Annotated in this window: 17 protein-coding genes and 1 pseudogene; 6 read left to right on the top strand and 12 right to left on the bottom strand. The window is 69.3% G+C overall.

All coding sequences use genetic code 11. From position 1 onward, the window contains the following. Positions 1–143 precede the first annotated feature (143 nt). Positions 144–2,321 carry a glutamine synthetase III family protein gene (locus BST44_RS24205; RefSeq protein WP_083179559.1) on the top strand — a complete coding sequence of 726 codons (2,178 nt, stop codon included), beginning with the start codon at positions 144–146 and terminating at the stop codon, positions 2,319–2,321. 3 nt (positions 2,322–2,324) lie between these two features. Here the strand turns inward: BST44_RS24205 and BST44_RS24200 are convergent, their stop codons facing one another. From BST44_RS24200 to BST44_RS24160, 8 genes and pseudogenes are all read right to left on the bottom strand, one after another. Beyond that, positions 2,325–3,830, bottom strand: a complete 1,506-nt coding sequence (locus tag BST44_RS24200) for a serine/threonine-protein kinase (protein WP_083179558.1) — start codon at positions 3,828–3,830, stop codon at positions 2,325–2,327. A 24-nt stretch (positions 3,831–3,854) separates the two neighbouring features. After that, positions 3,855–5,627, bottom strand: coding sequence for a serine/threonine protein kinase PknE (locus BST44_RS24195; RefSeq protein WP_083179557.1), 1,773 nt, complete (start codon positions 5,625–5,627; stop codon positions 3,855–3,857). A 101-nt stretch (positions 5,628–5,728) separates the two neighbouring features. After that, positions 5,729–6,070, bottom strand: coding sequence for a hypothetical protein (locus BST44_RS24190; RefSeq protein ID WP_083179556.1), 342 nt, complete (start codon positions 6,068–6,070; stop codon positions 5,729–5,731). A gap of 144 nt (positions 6,071–6,214) precedes the next feature. Then, entirely contained in the window at positions 6,215–6,898 is a 684-nt protein-coding gene (locus tag BST44_RS24185) for a pyrimidine reductase family protein (RefSeq protein ID WP_083179555.1), read from the bottom strand. A 2-nt stretch (positions 6,899–6,900) separates the two neighbouring features. Further along, positions 6,901–7,398, bottom strand: coding sequence for a flavin reductase family protein (locus BST44_RS24180; protein WP_083179554.1), 498 nt, complete (start codon positions 7,396–7,398; stop codon positions 6,901–6,903). Positions 7,399–7,446: 48 nt separating this feature from the next. After that, a complete protein-coding gene (locus BST44_RS24175; protein WP_083179553.1) occupies positions 7,447–7,863 on the bottom strand; it encodes an ArsI/CadI family heavy metal resistance metalloenzyme in 417 nt (138 codons plus the stop codon). Positions 7,864–7,887: 24 nt separating this feature from the next. Then, positions 7,888–9,382, bottom strand: a pseudogene (arsB, locus tag BST44_RS24165) (ACR3 family arsenite efflux transporter). Further along, entirely contained in the window at positions 9,379–9,705 is a 327-nt protein-coding gene (locus BST44_RS24160; RefSeq protein WP_083179550.1) for an ArsR/SmtB family transcription factor, read from the bottom strand. Before BST44_RS24160 ends, arsB begins: the two are co-directional and overlap by 4 nt. A gap of 248 nt (positions 9,706–9,953) precedes the next feature. Between BST44_RS24160 and BST44_RS24155 the strand changes: the two genes are divergently transcribed. Continuing rightward, positions 9,954–11,414, top strand: a complete 1,461-nt coding sequence (locus tag BST44_RS24155; protein ID WP_083179549.1) for a multicopper oxidase family protein — start codon at positions 9,954–9,956, stop codon at positions 11,412–11,414. 2 nt (positions 11,415–11,416) lie between these two features. On the opposite strand, the gene BST44_RS24150 is transcribed toward BST44_RS24155, so the two are convergent. Together BST44_RS24150 and BST44_RS24145 are read right to left on the bottom strand one after the other, a co-directional pair. Beyond that, a complete protein-coding gene (locus BST44_RS24150; RefSeq protein WP_083179548.1) occupies positions 11,417–12,541 on the bottom strand; it encodes an FAD-dependent oxidoreductase in 1,125 nt (374 codons plus the stop codon). Beyond that, positions 12,538–13,413, bottom strand: coding sequence for a DUF1295 domain-containing protein (locus tag BST44_RS24145; RefSeq protein ID WP_142274676.1), 876 nt, complete (start codon positions 13,411–13,413; stop codon positions 12,538–12,540). Before BST44_RS24145 ends, BST44_RS24150 begins: the two co-directional genes overlap by 4 nt. A gap of 216 nt (positions 13,414–13,629) precedes the next feature. On the opposite strand from BST44_RS24145, the gene BST44_RS24140 reads away from it, so the two are divergent. Continuing rightward, a complete protein-coding gene (locus tag BST44_RS24140; protein WP_244184928.1) occupies positions 13,630–14,463 on the top strand; it encodes a hypothetical protein in 834 nt (277 codons plus the stop codon). 33 nt (positions 14,464–14,496) lie between these two features. Here the strand turns inward: BST44_RS24140 and BST44_RS24135 are convergent, their stop codons facing one another. Next, positions 14,497–16,209: a 3-ketosteroid-delta-1-dehydrogenase gene (locus BST44_RS24135; protein ID WP_083179546.1), complete on the bottom strand. Its 1,713-nt coding sequence runs from the start codon at positions 16,207–16,209 to the stop codon at positions 14,497–14,499. A gap of 90 nt (positions 16,210–16,299) precedes the next feature. On the opposite strand from BST44_RS24135, the gene BST44_RS24130 reads away from it, so the two are divergent. Then, positions 16,300–17,439 carry a 3-ketosteroid-9-alpha-monooxygenase, oxygenase component gene (locus tag BST44_RS24130; protein WP_083179545.1) on the top strand — a complete coding sequence of 380 codons (1,140 nt, stop codon included), beginning with the start codon at positions 16,300–16,302 and terminating at the stop codon, positions 17,437–17,439. Further along, positions 17,436–17,723 carry a ferredoxin gene (locus BST44_RS24125; RefSeq protein WP_083179544.1) on the top strand — a complete coding sequence of 96 codons (288 nt, stop codon included), beginning with the start codon at positions 17,436–17,438 and terminating at the stop codon, positions 17,721–17,723. Before BST44_RS24130 ends, BST44_RS24125 begins: the two co-directional genes overlap by 4 nt. 31 nt (positions 17,724–17,754) lie before the next feature. Here the strand turns inward: BST44_RS24125 and BST44_RS24120 are convergent, their stop codons facing one another. Continuing rightward, a complete protein-coding gene (locus BST44_RS24120; RefSeq protein WP_083179543.1) occupies positions 17,755–18,078 on the bottom strand; it encodes a DUF732 domain-containing protein in 324 nt (107 codons plus the stop codon). Between the two features lie 401 nt (positions 18,079–18,479). Between BST44_RS24120 and pstS the strand changes: the two genes are divergently transcribed. Then, positions 18,480–19,595 carry a phosphate ABC transporter substrate-binding protein PstS gene (gene pstS, locus BST44_RS24115; RefSeq protein WP_083179542.1) on the top strand — a complete coding sequence of 372 codons (1,116 nt, stop codon included), beginning with the start codon at positions 18,480–18,482 and terminating at the stop codon, positions 19,593–19,595. Positions 19,596–19,681 lie beyond the last annotated feature (86 nt).

Below are 19,681 nucleotides of genomic sequence, written 5' to 3'. Positions count from 1 at the left end.
CGGGCGCCGCGACTTCTGTTCGCAACCATTGCGGCGATACCGTTGACGCGGGCGTAACAAGCCCGCCATCGAGAGTTCCTACAGTGAGCCGGTCCACTGTCCTCGAGGACACGTTGTGGGCCCCCTTAGCGATAGGAATTCCATTGAGCGGCAACGCGGTCCGCCTGCAGGCGATCAACAACGTCGAGGCCTATGTCCCCCCCGCCATCAGCTTCGTCCCGGGCGAGCTGCCGGGTGAGATCTTCGGCTCCAACGTCTTCACCAAGGCGGAGATGCAGGCACGGCTGCCCAAGGCGGTGTACAAGTCCATCGTGGCGACCATCGACAAGGGCGCCAAGCTGGACCCGGCCGTCGCCGATGCCGTCGCGGTCGCCATGAAGGATTGGGCGTTGGAGAAGGGCGCCACCCATTACGCGCACGTCTTCTACCCGATGACGGGGCTGACCGCCGAGAAGCACGACAGCTTCCTCGAGCCCGTCTCCGACGGGCAGACACTCGCCGAGTTCGCCGGCAAGACCCTGATCCAGGGCGAGCCCGACGCGTCCAGCTTCCCCTCGGGCGGGCTGCGCAGCACGTTCGAGGCGCGCGGCTACACCGGTTGGGACGTGACCAGCCCGGCCTATGTGCTGGAGAACCCGAACGGCAATACGCTGTGCATCCCCACGGTGTTCGTGTCGATGACCGGCGAGGCGCTCGACTACAAGACGCCGCTGCTGCGCAGCCAGCAGGCGATGGGCGTCCACGCCGAACGGATCCTGACGCTGTTCGGCCACCAGGACCTGAACAAGGTGGTCTCCTTCTGCGGGCCCGAGCAGGAGTACTTCCTCGTCGACCGGCACTTCTTCCTGGCGCGGCCGGACCTGATCAACGCCGGACGCACCGTGTTCGGCGCCAAGCCGCCCAAGGGCCAGGAATTCGACGACCACTACTTCGGCTCGGTACCCGAGCGGGTGCTCGGCTTCATGATGGACACCGAACGGGAGCTGTTCAAGCTCGGCATCCCCGCCAAGACCCGGCACAATGAGGTCGCCCCCGGCCAATTCGAGGTGGCACCGATGTTCGAGCGGGCCAACATCGCCTCCGACCACCAACAGCTGCTGATGACGGTGTTCAAGACGCTGGCGAAAAAGCATGGCATGGAATGCCTTTTCCACGAGAAGCCGTTCGCCGGTGTGAACGGGTCGGGCAAGCACGTCAACTTCTCGGTGGGCAACTCCGAGCTGGGTTCGCTGCTGGTGCCCGGAGATACGCCGCACGAGAACGCGCAGTTCCTGGTGTTCTGCGCCGCGGTGATCCGCGCCGTGCACAAGTTCGGCGGGCTGCTTCGGGTCTCGGTCGCGTCGGCCACCAACGACCACCGGCTGGGCGCCAACGAGGCGCCGCCGGCGATCATCTCGATCTTCCTCGGCGAGCAGTTGGCCGACGTGTTCGAGCAGATCGCCAAGGGTGCGGCCACGTCGTCGAAGGGCAAGGGCACCATGATCATCGGCGTCGACACCCTGCCGCCGCTGCCGACCGACCCCGGCGACCGCAACCGCACCAGCCCGTTCGCGTTCACCGGCAACCGGTTCGAGTTCCGGGCGCCCGGCTCGGGGCAGACGGTCGCCGTCCCGATGATCGTCCTCAACACGATCATGGCCGACTCGTTCGACTACATCGCAACCACTTTGGAGAAGGCGGTCGCGGACGGGGAGGACTTCGACGCGGCGGTGCAAAAGCTGCTCACCGAGATCATCACCGACCACGGCGCGGTGGTGTTCAACGGGGACGGTTATTCGGAGAACTGGCAGATCGAGGCGGCCGAGCGCGGCTTGCCGAACCTGAAGACCACGCTGGACGCCATCCCGGAACTCATCAAGCCGGAGTCGGTCGAGGTGTTCGAGAAGTACGGGGTTTTCAACGAGCGCGAGCTGCACAGCCGCTACGAGGTGCGCCTGGAGCAGTACGCCCTGACCATCGGGGTCGAGGCGAAGCTGGCGCTCGAGATCGGGACGACCGTCATCCTGCCGGCGGCGCTGCGCTACCAGACCGAGCTGGCGCAGAACGTCGCGACGTTGAAGGCCGCCGGGATGGAGCCGAACCGGGCTGCGCTGGAAGCGGTTTCGGCTCCGCTCGCCGACCTGACCGCCGCGCTGGCGGCGTTGACGGCGGCGCTGACGGGCCACTCGGCGGAGACGGCGCTCGAGGAGGCCAGGCACGCCCAGGAGGCGCTGCTGCCGGCGATGGAAGCGGTGCGCGCGGCCGCCGACGCGCTGGAAGGCGTTGTCGCCGACGACTTGTGGCCGTTGCCGACCTACCAGGAGATGCTCTACATCCTCTAGGGGTCAGCCGTAGGCGTCCCACCAGGTGTGCAGGTCCTCGACGGTGGCCGGGTCCCCGGACACGTCGTTGAGCATCAGCTTCTCGTCGTTGGTCCAGATCACGTTCGGGTGGTTGTTGTAGGTGCCGCAGGCGATCAGTCCGGCCATGTCGTTGGGCGTCTGGTCGTAGTGCCAGCTGACGGGTGAGCGTCCCTCGCCGGGGCAGTTGACCAGGCTGACGTTGGCGATGTCGTCGGTGAACGCCCGCTTCAGCCGGTCGGGCGTCGCGAACAGCCCGTAGGTGGCGTGGCTGGGGCCGCCGGGCTGGTTGTTCTGCCCGCAGGTCACCATCGCGACCGCGTGCACCCAGACGCTGCCCGACTCGGGCGTCGCGGGCGTGCACGTGCCGGCCAGGTAGCCCGGCGGGAGCAGGCTGAGCAGCCGGGCCTGGTCGTCGTTGGGGGCGGCGGTCGACGGCGGCGGGGTCTTCGCGACCGTCGCCTTGGCGTGCCGCTGTTCGGTGGGTCTCAGGATGAGCCACAGCCCGACAGCGCACACGGCGAGCGCCACGACGGTGGCGGCGGCCACGACCGGCCAGCGGCGGCGCTGGACCGGGGCGCCCGGGCGCCCGGGACCCGTTGCGCCGGAGACGATTTCGCTGTCGCGCAGGATGGTTTCGGCGCGTTCGCGTTCGGGACTGCTGAGCGCACGGTGCGCGGCCTCGGCCAGCGCACCGGCGGTGGGGTAGCGCTCGATCGGGTTCTTGGCCATGCCGCCCGCGATCACCGCGTCGAATGCCGGGCTCACCCCGGAGCCCTGCTCGCTGGGCTTGGGGATGGGCTGCATCAGGTGCGCGCTGACCAGCATTCCGGTGCTGTCGGCGCGGTAGGGCGGGGTCGCCGTCAGGCATTCGTAGAGCACACAGGCCAGCGCGTAGACATCAGCGCGCGGCATCACCTCGTCGCTGGAAAAGCGTTCGGGCGCCATGTATTTCAGGGTTCCGACGGCGGTGCCCAGTTGGGTGAGCTTCTCGTCGGACTGCGCACTGGCGATCCCGAAGTCGACGAGATAGGCGAAGTCGTCGCCGGTGATCAGGATGTTCTGCGGCTTGACGTCGCGGTGGGTCACCCCGGCCGCGTGCGCGGCGTCCAGGGCCGAGGCGACCTGGTGGACGATCGCCGCCGCCCGCGGCGCCGGGAGTGGCCCCTCGCGGTCCAGCAGTGCGCCCAGATCGACGCCCTCGATGAGGCGCATCTCCAGATAGAGCTGCCCGTCGATCTCGCCGTAGTCGTGGATCGGGACCACGTGGGGCTCCAGCAGCCGCCCCGTGATGCGGGCCTCGCGCTCCATCCGCTTCCGGAACACCGGGTCCTGGCTGAAGGTGTGCGACATCAGTTTCAGCGCCACGATCCACTGTTTGACCGTGTGCTCGGCCTCGTAGACCTCGCCCATGCCGCCGCGCCCGAGCAGCCGCTTGAGACGGTAGGGGCCGAACATCGTTCCCGCCCGCGAGCCTTGCGCGCCGGTCATCGAGTGGCTCCCATCAACGGCCGGCTACCCGAGGAGTTTGGTCAGCCAGGTCGGGTCCTGACAGTTCACCGACGTGTTGCCGTCCCACACGAACGGTGTGGAATTCGCGCCCAGCCCGGACAGCGTCGCGTATCCGTTCGCGGATTTCGCCTTGCCCGTCGCGACGTCGTCTCCCGACTTGATGCAGGTCATGACGTCGGCGTCGGCGCCGACGGTCTTGGCGAGCTGGGCCAGCTCGCCGTCGGTGCGGTCCTCCGGCGCGTCCTCGGCCGGCTGGAAGTTGCTGGCGAACAGGCCGGAGTAGAAGTCGAGGTAGAGCTTGGGATCGTTTTGCGCCGCGACGCAGTACGACGCCGCCACCGCCCGGGTCGAGTAGTTCTTGCTGTGCGACTTGTCGTCGAGGAAGTCCAGCAGGTGGTAACGCACCGCGAGCTTCTTGTTGTTCACCGCGGTGTCGATGTCGCCCGCATTCGACCGGATGAAGCTGCCGCAGGGCGGGCAGATGGGCTCGTTGAAGATGTCGATCGTCAGCGGCGCCGCCGAGCTGCCCACGAACACGCCGTCGTCGAGGACCCGCAGCGCGACCGCGTCCGGCGCCGGCGGTGGCTTGGTCGGCTCCGGCGGAGACGACGACTCCCACGGCCGCACGACGGCGAGGACCACGCCGACGATGGCCGCCACGGCGACGCCGGTGACGCCGACCCAGAGCCACGGTTTCCTGCTGGGCCGCGGCGGTGGGCCCCACGCCGGGGCGGTGCCGGGGGTCCAGGCGGGGCCGCCGGCCCATCCCGTCGGCTGGGGCACCGGACCGCCGGGGGGCGGCGCCGCCCACATCGGGCCGGAGGAGGGGGCATGCGGGGGAGCGGCCTGGGCGATAGCGCCCGGTTGCCGGCCCGCGAACGCGGCCGGCGGCCCCGCCACCTGGCTGCGCTGCAAGATGTCGGTGGCCCGGTCCCGGTCCGGTTCGGCAAGGGCGGCGTACGCGGCCGCCGACAGATCACCGCAGGTGGCGTAGCGGTCCGCGGGGTCCTTGGCCATGCCGCGGGCGATCACCGCGTCGAACGCGGCGGGGATGCCGGGCCGCGCGACGCTGGGCTGCGGGATCGCCTGGTGCAAGTGCGCGCCCATCACGCTGACCTGGTCGCCGGTGTAGGGCGGGGAGCCGGTCAGGCACTCGTACAGGACGCAGGCCAAGGCGTAGATGTCGGCCCGATGGGTGACCTCGGAGTCGCTGAACCGCTCGGGGGCCATGTACTTGACGGTGCCCACGGTGGTGCCGATCTGGGTCAGCTTCTCGTCGGCGCTGGCGCTGGCGATCCCGAAGTCGACGAGGTAGGCGAAGTCGTCGCCGCTCACCAGGATGTTTTCCGGCTTCACGTCGCGGTGCAGGACCCCGGCGGCATGCGCGGCGTCGAGCGCCGAGCCGATCTGGCGCACGATGGCCACCGCCCGCGGCGGGGACAGCGCTCCGTACCGGCTCAGCATGCCGGCCAGGTCTTTGCCGTCGATCAGCCGCATGTCGACGTACAGTTGCCCGTCGATCTCGCCGAAGTCGTGAATCGGGACGACGTGCGGTTCTTGCAGCCGCCCCGCGGTGCGGGCCTCGCGCTGCATGCGGGAGCGGAACACCGGGTCGTTGGACAGGGTCTGCGACATCAGTTTCAGGGCGACGATGCGCTCCCGCACCGTGTCCTCGGCCTCGTAGACGTCACCCATGCCCCCGCGGCCGACCAGGCGCCGCAACCGGTACGGACCGAACTGCGAACCCGCCCGCGAATCCGCGCTCGCGTCACCCATTCCGACTCCTCAGCCACCGACCGTGCGCAGGCATAAGGCTAAGGTTTCACAGCCCGCTGGGCACGGCGAATAGCGAAAGCCAGCTAATCCGATGGGCGCGGTCAGCGGAGTTCGTCGTCACCGCTGGCGCGTTCGGTCAGCCCCTCGCGGGACAGGGCCCGCACGAACCCGAACGCCTGCATCCCGGCAGGGCCGGGGTTTTCGGTGATCCAGTCGTTGATCTTGCCGAACGCGCTGGCCAGGTCGTCGCGCTTGACGCGGACGAGGTAGGTCATCCTGTCGTCGTCGGGATCATCGATGGATTCGGCGACGGCGACGGGGTTCTTGAAGGCGTACGCGATCCCGTGCACGGCGTCGTGGTTCAGCGCCCATTGAAGTTCGCTGGGTCGCAGCCGGTTCACCGCCAGGTTGCGGTAGTCGTGGTCGTCCTGTGAATTGCTCACCTGGCCGATGGTCCTCCTCTGTAGGGCTCGAGAAAGTGGACGGCGAGGAACTGAAAACGATGCCGCGCAGGGGATTCGATACGACGGGGCAACCCGGCATTTCCATCATAGGAAGCAGCTTCGCCGGCTGCATGTCGAGCGCGGTCAGCGCCGGTATTTCAGGAACACGTAGTCGTCGCAGACCAGCGCGTGCTCGAGGCGCATCGTCACCGGCGCGGGCAGCGCCGACGGCGTCAGGCGGCCCACCGGCTGGCTGGCGGCGAGCTTGGGGGCCAGCGTCACGCAGATCTCGTCCACGGCGTCGGCTTCCACCAGCTCGTCGAGCACCGTCGGGCCGCCCTCGCACAGGATGCGGTGCATGCCCCGGGCGCGCAGCAGCGCGACGGCGCGCGCCACGTCGACCGAGTCTTCGCCGGCCACCAGCACCTCCCGCCGGTCGCCGGGCTCGTCGCGCGCCGCCGCGGCCCCCGCGCAGGTCACCACGATCGGCGGCCGGTCGGGCTCGCTGAGCAGCCTCGACGGCAGCCGGCCGCTGCGGCTGATCACCGCGATCGGGGGCGGCGGGCCGTGGCCGCCGTCGACGAGCCGCACGGGACCGTAGTTCTCGGCGCGCGCGGTGCCGGCGCCCACCAACACGACGTCGGCGAAGCCGCGCAGGATTTTCAGCAGCCGTTGATCGGTGGGGCACGACAGCGGGCCGGCCCGACCGCCGAACGCGGCGGCGCCGTCGGCGCTGAAGATCATGTTGGCCCGCACGCCCCGCGCGGGATCGGCGTAGAACGACGCGAGTTCGGTGACGTCGGCGACGGTGCCCACCCGGGGGATCACGGCTAGGCCTCGTGGCCGGGTTCCAGATGGCGGACGTCGCCGAAGGACACCCAGCTCTCCAGTTCCCGCGGCGGGTTGCCGTCGATCGGCGCGAGCAGGTGCCCGACGTGGTCGCCCAGCGAGAAACGCTCGCGGATCTCGCCGACGAACCATGCGGCCGCGTCGTCGAGGATGGGCATCCCGGCCGGGCCGATGTGCCACGCGCAGCGGCCGAACTTGTCGACCTCGTCGCCGGTTTGGCTGCCGAACAGCTCCACGGTGGCGAGGTGCTCGTGGTCGAACACGTGCACCGCCAGGTGCGTCGCCTCGGCGGCGACCCGGAACGTGTGGTTCTTCCTGGACAACCCGACCAGGAATCGGGGTGGGTGGATGCTGGTCTGGCTGGCGAATCCGACCAGGCAGCCCGCCGCGATGCCGTCGGCCCGCGTGGTGACGACGTACATCGGGTAGTTCAGCACCGCCACCAGCTTCTCGAACGCATCTTCTCCCCGGTCGGCCATCCGCTCAGTCTTCCCGTTCGGCCCGCGGGGCAACCGCGCGGCGCGCCGCTAGGGCTGGCAACAGGCCGCTTCGGGCCCGTCGGCGGGTGTTCCGAAGGTGTCGGAGTCCGCGATGACGGTGTAGACCTCCCAGCGCTCCCCGCCGGGCCCGGTGACCCACACCTTGTCCTGGTTGGCGAAGCAGCAGGTGGTGTCCAGCTCCTCCTCGGTGACCAGCTCGCGTTCGGTGAGGCGGGCGATCTCGGCGTGCACGGCTTCGCTGGAGGCGACTTCCACGCCCAGGTGGTTGAGGCTGCCGCCGTGACCGGGGTTCTCCAGCAGCACCAGTTTGAGCGGGGGCTCGGCGATCGCGAAGTTGGCGTAGCCGGGCTTGACCTTGGCCGGGTCGGTGTCGAACAGCTTGGAGTAGAACGCGATCGCCTCGCCGAGGTCGTCGACGTTGAGGGCGAGCTGCACACGAGACATGGGGGGTCCTTACTTCGGGTGCGGTTACGGGGTTGCGCCGGGCGTTGTAATCGGCAGGAGTTCGGCGATCAGCGCCTCGACGCGGGTGGCGATGTCGTCGCGGATGGCGCGCACCGCGGTGAGCGGTCGGCCGGCGGGGTCGGGCACTTTCCAGTCCCGGTAGGACACTCCCGGGAAGTAGGGGCAGGTGTCGCCGCAGCCCATGGTGATCACGACGTCGCTGACCCGCACGTCGTCGCCGGTGAGGACGGTCGGGGTGGCCGCGGTGAGATCGATGCCGAGTTCGGCCAGCGCCGCAACGGCGACGGGGTTGACCTCGTCCGCGGGTTGCGTTCCGGCGGAACGAACTTCGACGCGCCCCCCGGCCATCCGGCTCAGCAGGGCGGCGGCCATCTGCGAGCGTCCGGCGTTGTGCACGCAGACGAACAGGACGCTCGGCTTACCGGTCATCGCGTCCGCCGAACAGCCGGGCGCGCAGGGCAAGCGAGACGTAGACCAGGCCGACCAGGACGGGCACCTCGATCAGCGGGCCGACGACCCCGGCGAGCGCTTGCCCGGAGGTGACGCCGTAGGTCGCGATGGCCACCGCGATGGCGAGCTCGAAGTTGTTGCCGGCGGCGGTGAAGGCGAGGGTGGCGGTGCGGGCGTAGCCGAGGCGCAGCAGCAGTCCCAGCGCGTACCCGCCGGCCCACATGATCGCGAAGTAGGCCAGCAGCGGGATCGCGATGCGGGCCACGTCCCACGGGCGGGAGGTGATCTGATGGCCCTGCAGGGCGAAGAGGATCACGATGGTGAACAGCAACCCGTACAGCGCCCAGGGCCCGATGCGGGGGAGGAACCGCGTCTCGTACCACTGCCGGCCCCGGAATCGTTCGCCCAGCCGGCGGGAGAGGTAGCCGGCCAGCAGCGGAATGCCGAGGAAGACGAGCACCGCCTTGGCGATCTGCCAGGGGGAGACGTTGATGCCGGTTTGGGGCAGGCCCAGCCATCCCGGCAGCACCGACAGGTAGAACCAGCCCAGCGCGGCGAACATCACCACCTGGAACAGCGAATTCAGCGCGACCAGCACGGCCGCGGCCTCGCGGTCCCCGCAGGCCAGGTCGTTCCAGATGATCACCATGGCGATGCAGCGGGCCAGCCCGACGATGATCAGGCCCGTGCGGTACTCGGGCAGGTCCGCGAGCAGCGACCAGGCCAGCATGAACATCACGGCGGGCCCGACCACCCAGTTGAGCAGGACGGACGACACCATCAGCTTGCGGTCGGCGGTGACTTCGTCGAGCCGGTCGTAGCGAACCTTGGCCAGCACCGGATACATCATGACCAGCAGGCCGGCCGCGATCGGCAACGAAACCCCTTGAACGGCAACGGCGCTCAGGGCCGACCCGAGCCCTGGAACGATTCGTCCCAGCAACAGTCCGGCGACCATCGCCGCGCCGATCCATACCGGCAGGAGGCGGTCCAATGTCGGGAGGCGGGTCGTCGCCGCGGCCGGCGTCGAGGCGCTTGTTTCGGTCATGACTGCAGGACCGACGAAAGTTGCTGCAGCGCCGCGGGAATCACCCAGTAGTAGACCCAGGTGCCGCGTCGCTCGCAGTCCACCAGCCCGGCGGAGCGCAACAGCTTGAGGTGATGGGAGATCGTCGGCTGGGAGAGGTCGAAGGTGGCCGAGATCTCGCAGACGCAGGCCTCGCCGCCGGGGTGGCTGGCGATCAGGCTCAGCATCCTCAGGCGCACCGGGTCGCCGAGCGCCTTGAACATCGCCGCCAGGTCGGTGGCCTGCGCCTCGGCCATGGCGGCGGTGCCCAGGGTGGGACAGCACGCCACTCCTTGATTTGACATCCTTCTATATAAACACTTATCGAATCAGTGCGCCACCCTCGGCTCGCGCGGCTCGCCGACTACGCCAGGCAACCCTGAACGGTGTCGATGTGTGCGATGGATCGTGTCGTCACCCACCCGGCGGCCGCACTCCGGGACCAATTCGGCGTATCCTCCGCGGGGATGGCGGCGAGAGAGACTACGGTTCCTCGATGCGGACGGAGCATCGGCTTCCTGCTGCCCGCCCTCGACGCCGCCCCGGCGAGGCGATGACCATGTCGCTTCGTCGGCGTGACCTCTTCAGATGGGCCGCGCTGGCCGCGAGCGGAGGCGCCGCCGCGGCGTGCGGGCGGAGCGGGCCGCCCGGCGGCAACGCCGACCACACGCTCCGGATCGGCACCACCGCCGTCGAATTGGCGCCGGGCCACCTCGTCACGACCTTGACCTACAACGGCCAGTTCCCCGGGCCGCTGCTGCGGTTCAAGGAGGGCCAACGGACCACGGTGGATGTCTTCAACGACACCGGATTTCCCGAGCAGCTGCACTGGCACGGTCAGCACGTGGGCGTCGACGTCGACGGCTCCGCCGAGGAGGGCACGCCCTACATCCCCGCACACGGCATGCGGCGGATCTCCTTCGTCCCCGGCCCGGCGGGTTTCCGCTTCTACCACACGCACGTGGTACCTCGCTCGGACCTGTCCCGCGGCCAATACACCGGGCTGGTCGGCCCCGTCTACATCGAGCCCCGCCAGGATGCCGGCACCTACGACCAGGAAATCTTCCTGACGCTCAAGGAATTCGAGCCCACGTTCAGCCGCGGCGGCGACATGGCCAGCGACTTCCTGCCCGGCGAACAGGACCCGGATCTGCGGGCGAGGGGCGAATCCGCGATGGCGGCCTCGCTGGCCCGGGGCGAACCCCGCGGCTACGAGGTCGGCTACGGCGCGTTCGCCGTCAACGGCCGCATGCTCGGCCACGGCGATCCCATCCGGGTGCGCACCGGCCAACGCGTGTTGCTGCACGTCCTGAACGGCAGCGCCACCGAAAACCGCAGCCTGGCGCTGCCCGGGCACTCCTTCAACGTCATTGCGCTGGACGGCAATCCGGTGCCCCGTCCGGCGCCCGTGCCGGTGCTGTGGCTCGGCGCAGGCGAACGCGTCTCGGCGCTGGTGACCATGACCAACCCGGGGGTATGGGTGCTGGGCGACCTCTCCGACGACGACCGCGGCCGCGGCATGGGGGTGGTGGTCGAATATGCCGGGCGCGGTGGGGATCCGCAATGGGGGGCGCCCCCGCCGTTCGCCTGGGACTACCGGCTCTTCGCCGCACCCGGCCAGCAAGCGCCGCCGCCCGAACGCACCATCGAGATGCTGATCGAGAAGCGCAACGCCGCCGACGACGGGTTCAACGCCTGGACGATCAACGGCACGGCCTTCGACATGGACACCAACCGGCCCGTGCTCGACGTGCGCCGCGGCGCGCGCTACCGGCTGCGCTTCCGCAACGCCAGCGACGACCTGCACCCGATGCACCTGCACCGGCACACGTTCGAAATCACCCGATTCGCCGGCACGCCGACGGCCGGCGTGCGCAAGGACGTCGCGATGCTGGGCGGCTACCAGAGCATGGAGGTCGACTTCGTCGCCGACCAGCCCGGCCTGTCGCTGCTGCACTGCCACCAGCAGATCCACATGGACTACGGCCTGATGCTGCTGCTCAACAGCGGCTGACCTCAACCGAGCGGATCGTTCTCCCGTACCCCGCGATACATGCCCCACCGCACGATCCACGGCATCACCACCCGCTCGACCGACCAGGACGGAAACCGGAACGAATGCCCGGTGGGCAGAAAGACCTCCAGCCCGTCGGGTTGCGCGCCCACCAGCGAACCCCACCGCCGCGTCGGCGCCCGGTAGGCGCCCGGCCGCCCGCCGCCGAGCTCGGCGCGGACGTTGCGGGCCACCAGCGCGTCCCCGCGGTTGCGGGCCGAGCTGCGCAGGGGGTCGGTCGCCGCGACGTCGCCGACCGCGAAGACACCGGGATGGCCGGGCACCCGCAGCTGCGGCGTCACGCGCACGAAGCCGCGCTCGTCGAGCAGCTCCGGCGGCAGCCAATCGGTGTTGGGCCGCACCCGTCCGATCGCCCACAGCACGGCGTCGGCGCGGGCCGCGGGTTGGCCGGTGCTCCAGCGCACCGGGTCGGCGGTGATCTCCTCGCCGGCGAACCCGTCGGGCAGGACGGCGCGGTGGCCCGGGTGGACGCCCACGCCCAGGCCGGTGAGCCGGTCCCGGATCCGGCTCCAGATGCGCGGGTGGTAGGCCTCCAGCGCGGACGGCCCGGGGAAGTACAGGTCGACCCGCTTGCCCGGCCAGGTGGCGGCCATGTTGAGCGCGCTGCTCACCGCCGCCGCGCCGCCGCCCACGACGATGACCGAGCCGGCGGCGGCCAGCCGGTCATGCGCGGCGCTCAGCTCCGCGCCGACCTCGGCGGCCGATTGCAGCGTCGGGCGTCGCCAGAAGCCGTTGCTGACCCCGGTCGAGATGATCAGCGCGTCGTACTCCTCGGCGACGGCCGCACCGTCGGCGCCTTCGCCCACGACGGTGCGGGCGGCCAGGTCCAGCCCGGTCAGCCGGGCGTGCACCGTCCGCACCCGGTCCAGGCGACGGAACCTGTCGAACGGAATCCAGTAATCGCGGGCCCAGTCGTCCGGGCGGGACAGCCGGACACCCAGTTCCTGACCGCTGACCAGCGCGGGCTTGACGGAGATGCCGACGACGTCGGCGTACCCGGAAAGCCGGATCGCGGCCAGGACGCCCGCGTCTCCGAGCCCGGCAATGACGACACGCTTGCGGTTCATGCCGACACTCGCCGGGGCGGCCTGGGGACGAAGCGCGCAACCCGGTCGATGACGCGCTGGTAGTCCGGCCGGCGCTCGAGGCTGCGCTTCTCCATCATCGGGATGCTGGCGCCCAAGAACATTGCCAGCATGGCCAACGCGCCGCCGAACAGCCACCAGGCGTCGGCGGGTGCCGCCGCGACGCCGAACAACGCCAGGGCAACCCAGAAGCCGAACTCCCCGAAGTAATTCGGGTGGCGAGACCATCCCCACAGCCCGCGGTCCATCACCTCGCCCGACTGCCGGTGCCGGACGAATCGGTGTAATTGCCAATCCGCGGCGGATTCCAGCGCCACCGCCGACAGACCGACGACGAATGCGAGCGCGGTGAGCCACCCGACGTCGTCGCCGCCGCGGGTGAGGCAGACATATACCGGCAGCATGCCCGCGAACACCTGCAGCGTAGGGATGAGGTGGATCGCGACGAGGTCGACGGCGAATTCCCAGCTGCCCGCCCGCTCGCGGAACATGCCGTAGCGCCAGTCCTCGTGATGTAGGCCCGGGAAGCCGTAGACCCAGTTGGCGGTCAACCGGATCGACCAGACCACAACGAGCACGGCGACCAGCCAGCACCGGAGTCGGGACGTGCCCGCCTCGCTCCACCAGTAGCACGTCAGCAGCGGCGGAATCACGCTCCAATATGCGTCGTAGAAGCTCGAGTTGCGATACGCCCGGCTGAAGGCGAACACGGTCAAGGTGGCCACTACGTCGGCCACGAGCGTGTCCAGCCACAACACGCCCGTTGCGGGACCCCAGGCCAGCCAGCCGGCGCCGGCCGCGATGGCGACGATGTAGGCGACAGCAACGATCGCCAGCGACCGTGACTTTGTCATCGCCGTCCTCATCGACCGGAGCGCCCGCCTCCTTCAACGACGCCCGGGTGCGTCCCCACCCTGGGCCAAGGATCGACAAAATGTAACACGTTCTAGCCCGGCGCCCCGGCGGCGGCGGCCGCACTGAGCGGTCAGTGCAGCGCGGCGCTGGCTAACCCGGGTAGGGTCGCCCGAACAGTCACTTCGGTGGGGTAGGGGTTGCAGGTTCAGACGCCGATGGCCGCGCAGGTGCGTACCGCCCTGCGCGCGGCCGTGCGCGCGTCGGCCCCGCGCCCGGCCGCCGCCCGGCGCGCGGCCAAGGACTTCGAGAAGCCGGGCCCGGCGGCGCTGCTCGCGGAGATCCGCTGGGCGTTCACCCCGCCCCGCGCCTGGTTGATGGGCGTGGTGGCCAACGTGATCTTCGCCGCGGCGTGGCTGCTGGTGCAGCCGCTGACCATCGGCCGCCACCACACCGATTGGGTGATCCTGGTCGGGACCTACTTTTCGTCGTGGGTGCTGGCCGACGTCACCACCACCAACCTGTTGGGCGCCGATCACTACCGCGTCCTGGCGGGTTTGTCCGGCGGCGTGCCGTTCTGGCGCATCCTGGTGATCAAAAACCTTGCCCTGCTGGCGATCGTCGGGCTGCCCACGCTGGCGGCGGCGATGGTGCTGACGCTGTGCCTGGAAACGCCGGGGCGGCTGGGGATCACGATCCCGACCGTCGCCGTTCCCATCGTGTCGTGGCTCGGGGTGGGCAACGCCATCTCGGCCCTCAATCCGGTGAGCGTCGAGCCGCTGATCCGGCGATGGCGCCAGCGCGGGGATCGGCGGCGCACCGGCAGCTGGCTGGCGGTGCTGAGCCTGCCGTACGCGCTGTACTACGTCGCCGACCCGATGAACGGGGTCGAGCACAACGTGCTCTGGACCAGGGTGCCCGCGATGATCTGGCCGGTGTTCGGGCGCGACACCAAGAGCTTCGTGCACCTGGCCATCGCCGTGGCCGTCTGGATCGGCGGCACCCTCGCCGCGGTGTGGTGGGTGCGCAAGCGCGGGTTGGTGATTCGGTGATCGCGCCACTTGAGGCTTGGCCTAACGCGAATCTCACCCGGGCGACTCCGATTGCACCGCGTGGCGGGCCGCGATGTAGCCGTACACCAACCCCTGTGCGATCGTCGCGCCCGCACCCGGGTAGGTGGTGCCGAACGCGTTGGCGGCGGTGTTGCCGATCGCGTACAGCCCGGCGATCACACTGCCGTCCTCGCTCAGCACCCGCGCGTGCTCGTCGGCCGTCAGCCCACCGCAGGTGCCCAGGTCGCTGAGCACCATCTTGACCGCGTAGAACGGGCCGTCGAGCAGCGGGCGCAGGTTGGGGTTGGGCGTGACGGTCGGGTCGCCGTAGTACCGGTCGTAGGCGCTGCGGCCCCGGCCGAAGTCGGGATCCTGACCGGCGCAGGCGCTTTCGTTGAACCGGGTCATCGTCGCGAGGAACTCCGGCACCGGAACACCGATCCGCGCGGCCAGCTCGGGGAAGCCGTCGGCGCGCGCCGCGACGCCCGCGTCGTACCAGGACTGCGGGATGCGCATGCGTGGATACAGTTCGGCGCCAAAGACATAGCTGTTGCGGTAGTGCTGGTCGAAGACGATCCACATCGCCTCGACGGGGCTGCCGGATCGCTCCAGCTCCAGGAGCCGCTGCCCGAACGACATGTAGTCCGACGACTCGTTGGTGAATCGGTGGCCGTCCTGGTCGACGATCAGGCAGCCGGGCAACGACCGCTCGGCCAGCATCACCCCGGGCGGCCGGCCTGGCAGCGGTGCGACGCCGGGAAACCACCACGCCTGGTCCATCAGGTCGATGCCTGCGCCCAAATCCTGCGCCGCGCGGATGCCCTCGCCGACGTTGGTCTCCGCGCCCAGGCTCCGGTTGGCACCCAACGACTCGGTCTGGAATTTCCAGCGCATCTCCATGCTGTGGTCGAAACCGCCGGTGGCCAGGACGACGCCGCGCCGCGCGGTGATCGTCACCTCGCGGCCGTCGTGGCCGACGACCGCACCGGTGACGTGATCGGCGTCGCCGGTCAGCCGCAGCAGGGCGGTGTCGGTCCACACCGGAATGCCGGCGCGCAACACACCGGCGAACAGGCCGGCCGCCAGGGCCTGGCCGCCCGCCGCGTAGCGGCGGCCCAGCAGCCGTCCGCCGACCCCCTGCGCCACGCGCTTGGCCAGCGTCGGGATGCCGCGGCGCGGCACGCGCGCGACCAGGTTCATCCAGCGGTAGTCGGCGCCCGTCGTCGGAATCGCGAAGCCGGCCTCCAGCACGCCCGGCCGCAGCCGGGTGCGGTAGTCGCCCAGGATCGACAGGTCGAGCGGGCGGCTTTCGCAGGTGCGGCCCGCGGCGCTGCCGCCCGGTTCCTCGGGGTGGTAGTCGGAGTAGTCCCGGGCCCAGAACAGGCGCAGCGGAGTCGTGCGGCGCAGCATGTCGACCGTCGCGGGCACGTGCGCGACGAACGCCGTGGAGCGCTGCGCGGGCGCCGACCCGGCCACCACCGACTCGAGGTAGGTCGCGGCGCGCTCGGCGGTGTCGTTGGCGCCGGCCTCGCGCAGCACGGGGCAGGCCGGTAGCCAGAGCGCGCCGCCGGAGCGGGCGGTCGAGCCCCCGACGTACGGCGACTTCTCCACGATCAGCACCGACAGCCCGCCCTCGTGCGCGGCCAGCGCCGCGGCCATGCCGGTTCCCGAGCCGACCACCAGCAGGTCGACGGTTGTGTCGGCCACCGGCATACCGGCAGGGATGGTCGCGCTGTGCGGGCTCACGCTGTGAACGGTATGCCGGGCGGGGTGGCAGAGGAAGGGGCTGGAACAAGCGGCTCCACAAAGCGGGCGACAGGAGTTAAATCAGGGGCTATGACATCGCAGTCGGAAGCCGACGAGGTGCGTCTGATCGAGGCGCAGGCGGCGCCGTCCCGGTTCGCCCGCGGTTGGCACTGTCTGGGACTGATCCGGGACTTCGGTGACGGCACGCCGCACCCGGTCAACGCCTTCGGGCAGAAGCTGGTCGTCTTCCGCGGCGGGGACGGCGAGATCAACGTGCTCGACGGGTACTGCCGGCACATGGGCGGCGACCTGTCGCAGGGCGAGGTCAAGGGCAACGAGATCGCCTGCCCCTTCCACGATTGGCGCTGGGGCGGCGACGGGCGGTGCAAGCAGGTGCCCTACGCCCGGCGCACCCCGCGGCTGGCCCGCACGCGGGCCTGGACCACGCTGCAACAGGACGGCATGTTGTTCCTGTGGAACGATCCGGAGGGCAACCCACCGCCGCCGGGGATCACCATTCCACGCATCGAGGGCGCGACGAGCGACGACTGGACCGACTGGCACTGGTACACCACCGTCGTGGGGAGCAACTGCCGCGAAATCATCGACAACGTGGTCGATATGGCGCACTTCTTCTACATCCACGGCTCGTTGCCCACGTATTTCAAGAACATCTTCGAAGGTCATGTGGCGACGCAGTACATGAACGGCGAGGGCCGACCCGACCTCGGGGGCACGGTGGGGGCCGAGATGCTCGGCACCACCTCGGTCGCTTCCTATTACGGCCCGTCCTTCATGATCGACGACCTGACCTACCACTACCGCACCGGTGACGCCCACTCGATCCTGATCAATTGCCACTACCCAATCGACGCGAATTCCTTTGTGCTGCAATACGGCATCATCGTCAAGAAGTCGGCGGCCATGCCCGCGGATCAGGCCATGCAAACCGCGATCAAACTGGGCGACTACATCAAGCTCGGGTTCGAACAGGACGTGCAGATCTGGCGGCACAAGGCACGCATCGACAATCCGCTGCTGGTCGAGGAGGACGGGCCGGTCTACCAGCTGCGCCGCTGGTACCAGCAGTTCTACGTCGACGCCGCCGACGTGACGCCGGACATGGTGGACCGCTTCGAATTCGAGCTCGACACCACCCGGCCGTACGAGGCCTGGATGAAAGAGGTCGAGGACAACATGGCGGCCCAGGCGGCCGGTCCGGCGCGATGATGCTGGATTCGTCGGTCAGGGCGGATAACCGGCTCGACGAGATGCCGATGGTCCCGGTGGCATGCCGCAATTGCGGGGCGCGGGTGCTGGCGCGCAAGAGCAGCTGGAACCAGACCAGCGTGCAATGGAACGCCGACGCGACGGCCCGGTGCGCCGAGCTCGCGGAGGCGCGCAGGATCTCCCCGCACGCCGGCCGGGCCGTCTTCCTGGTCTGCTCGGCGCTGAGCGAGTCGATCCTGGATGCGGTGCGCCGGGGCGCGCTGTCGATCGTGGACGAGGCCTGACCGCCGCGGCGACCGGGGCGGGTCGGTGCGCCTATCCTTCGGGAACTTCGCCCTTGTGCCGCGGGCAGTACGCGTCGATGCTCGCGCCGACGAAGTAGCCGGAGTGAAATTCCGGCAGCCCGCTGCTCTTCATCACGTCTTCCATCACGTCCATCGGCGTGGCACCGTTGTCGAGCTTCACGCAGACAAAGTGACCGGCTTCGATCTCGTGTGTGGGAGAGAGTTTGTCGCCGATGCCTTGCGCCTTCAGCTTCGCCACGAACGCGTCGTCCGTGGTGTCGGCGTGCGCGATCGGTACTGCCGCGAGGAGGCCGATGAGCGCGAGCCCCGTGGCGAGGAGCAGACGGGTAACCATTTTTGGGTGCTTTCAGATGTGAGATATCGTGCTGACACCAAGTTAAGCCGCCGGGCCTGATGCTTCGACCTATTTCGGTGTAATTCTGGCGGTCAGTGCGACCGCGGTTCCAGTTGGACGGGCGTTTGTACATGTGTTGTTCACTTGTCGGCCAACGCCGGTCCCCAGGCGATGCCAGCCCGGTGCCGTCCCGCGCTGACGCGGGTCGGGTCGCGACGGCGGGAACCGGCTCCCAGTTGCGTTATGGGCAGGTGCACAACGGATTCCCAGTCCACCATAAGGTCGGCGGGACTGCCGTTTGCGGCGAAGGTGGGATATTATCTGAGGCTGCCGAAGGCGGCGTCGAAGCGACGGTCGTGGTTCAGCTTCCAGCCGAAGGAAGTACGAACATAGGAACTAAGTTGAGAAGCAACCGATTTAGTGCCTTCACGTGCGTCTCGGCCTGCATCGCGCTGATGCTGTCTGGGTGTGGCAGTGACAAACAGGCAAGTGCGCCAAACTCGTCGACGAGTTCGCCGGCACCGGCGAACGTGAGTTGCGGCGGGAACAAGACACTCAAGGCCAGCGGCTCGACGGCCCAGGCCAATGCGATGGCCCGGTTCGTGAAGGCGTTCGAGCAGGCATGCTCGGGCCAGACGCTCAACTACACCGCCAACGGATCCGGCGCCGGAATCAGCGAGTTCATCCGTAACCAGACCGATTTCGGCGGCTCGGACTCACCGCTGATTCCGGCCGAGTATGCCGCCGCCCAGCAGCGCTGCGGTTCGCCGGCGTGGAACTTGCCGGTGGTGTTCGGCCCGATCGCCGTCACCTACAACGTCAATGGCGTCACGTCGCTCGTCCTCGACGGCCCCACCGCGGCCAAGATCTTCAACGGCGCCGTCACCACCTGGAATGATCCCGCGATCCGTGCGCTGAACCCGGGTATCACCCTGCCCGCCGAGCCCATCCATGTCGTGTTCCGCAGCGACTTGTCCGGGACGACGGACAACTTCCAGAAATACCTCGATACCGCGGGCGGCGACGCGTGGGGCAAGGGCGCCGGAAAGACGTTCAACGGCGGCGTCGGCGAGGGCGCCATGGGCAATGACGGCACCGCCGCGGCCGTCAAGCGCACCGAGGGCGCGATCACCTACAACGAGTGGTCGTTCGCCCAGGGGCAACAGCTCAACATGGCGAAGATCATCACGTCGGCCGGCCCGGATCCCGTTGCGATCAGCGCGGACTCGGTGGGGAAGACGATCGCAACGGCCGGTGTCATCAACAAGAACAACGACCTTGTTCTCGACACGATCTCGTTCTACCGGCCGAGCCAGCCCGGCTCATACCCGATCGTGCTGGCGACTTACGAGATCGTCTGCTCGAAATATTCCGATCCCCAGCTCGGTACGGCTGTAAAGGCTTTCCTGCAGAGCACCATCGGCGCGGGCCAAACCGGCTTGGCGGATCACGGCTACATTCCCATCCCGGACGCGTTCAAGGCCAGGTTGTCGACGGCGGTCAACGCCGTCTCCTGACCGGTCACCAGCCCTTGGCCGCGGATCGGCCGGCGCGGCGGCCGTAGAAGCTGCCGTCGCCCAGGGAGATGCCGCTGGCGTAGCCC

The sequence above is a fragment of the Mycobacterium scrofulaceum genome (assembly GCF_002086735.1).
GTDB classification, from domain to species: domain Bacteria; phylum Actinomycetota; class Actinomycetes; order Mycobacteriales; family Mycobacteriaceae; genus Mycobacterium; species Mycobacterium scrofulaceum.
The sequence above is the reverse complement of the archived record's forward strand: the minus strand, read 5'-3'. Positions and strand labels throughout refer to the sequence as shown.

Bases quoted from the DNA above. Each gene is read 5' to 3' on its own strand.
- BST44_RS24145 (WP_142274676.1), bottom strand. From the start codon at position 13,413: ATGACAAAGTCACGGTCGCTGGCGATCGTTGCTGTCGCCTACATCGTC.
- BST44_RS24195 (WP_083179557.1), bottom strand. From the start codon at position 5,627: ATGGGTGACGCGAGCGCGGATTCGCGGGCGGGTTCGCAGTTCGGTCCG.
- BST44_RS24175 (WP_083179553.1), bottom strand. From the start codon at position 7,863: ATGTCTCGTGTGCAGCTCGCCCTCAACGTCGACGACCTCGGCGAGGCG.
- BST44_RS24130 (WP_083179545.1), top strand. From the start codon at position 16,300: ATGACATCGCAGTCGGAAGCCGACGAGGTGCGTCTGATCGAGGCGCAG.
- BST44_RS24200 (WP_083179558.1), bottom strand. From the start codon at position 3,830: ATGACCGGCGCGCAAGGCTCGCGGGCGGGAACGATGTTCGGCCCCTAC.
- BST44_RS24155 (WP_083179549.1), top strand. From the start codon at position 9,954: ATGACCATGTCGCTTCGTCGGCGTGACCTCTTCAGATGGGCCGCGCTG.
- BST44_RS24140 (WP_244184928.1), top strand. From the start codon at position 13,630: ATGGCCGCGCAGGTGCGTACCGCCCTGCGCGCGGCCGTGCGCGCGTCG.
- BST44_RS24180 (WP_083179554.1), bottom strand. From the start codon at position 7,398: ATGGCCGACCGGGGAGAAGATGCGTTCGAGAAGCTGGTGGCGGTGCTG.
- BST44_RS24160 (WP_083179550.1), bottom strand. From the start codon at position 9,705: ATGTCAAATCAAGGAGTGGCGTGCTGTCCCACCCTGGGCACCGCCGCC.
- BST44_RS24125 (WP_083179544.1), top strand. From the start codon at position 17,436: ATGATGCTGGATTCGTCGGTCAGGGCGGATAACCGGCTCGACGAGATG.
- BST44_RS24120 (WP_083179543.1), bottom strand. From the start codon at position 18,078: ATGGTTACCCGTCTGCTCCTCGCCACGGGGCTCGCGCTCATCGGCCTC.
- BST44_RS24150 (WP_083179548.1), bottom strand. From the start codon at position 12,541: ATGAACCGCAAGCGTGTCGTCATTGCCGGGCTCGGAGACGCGGGCGTC.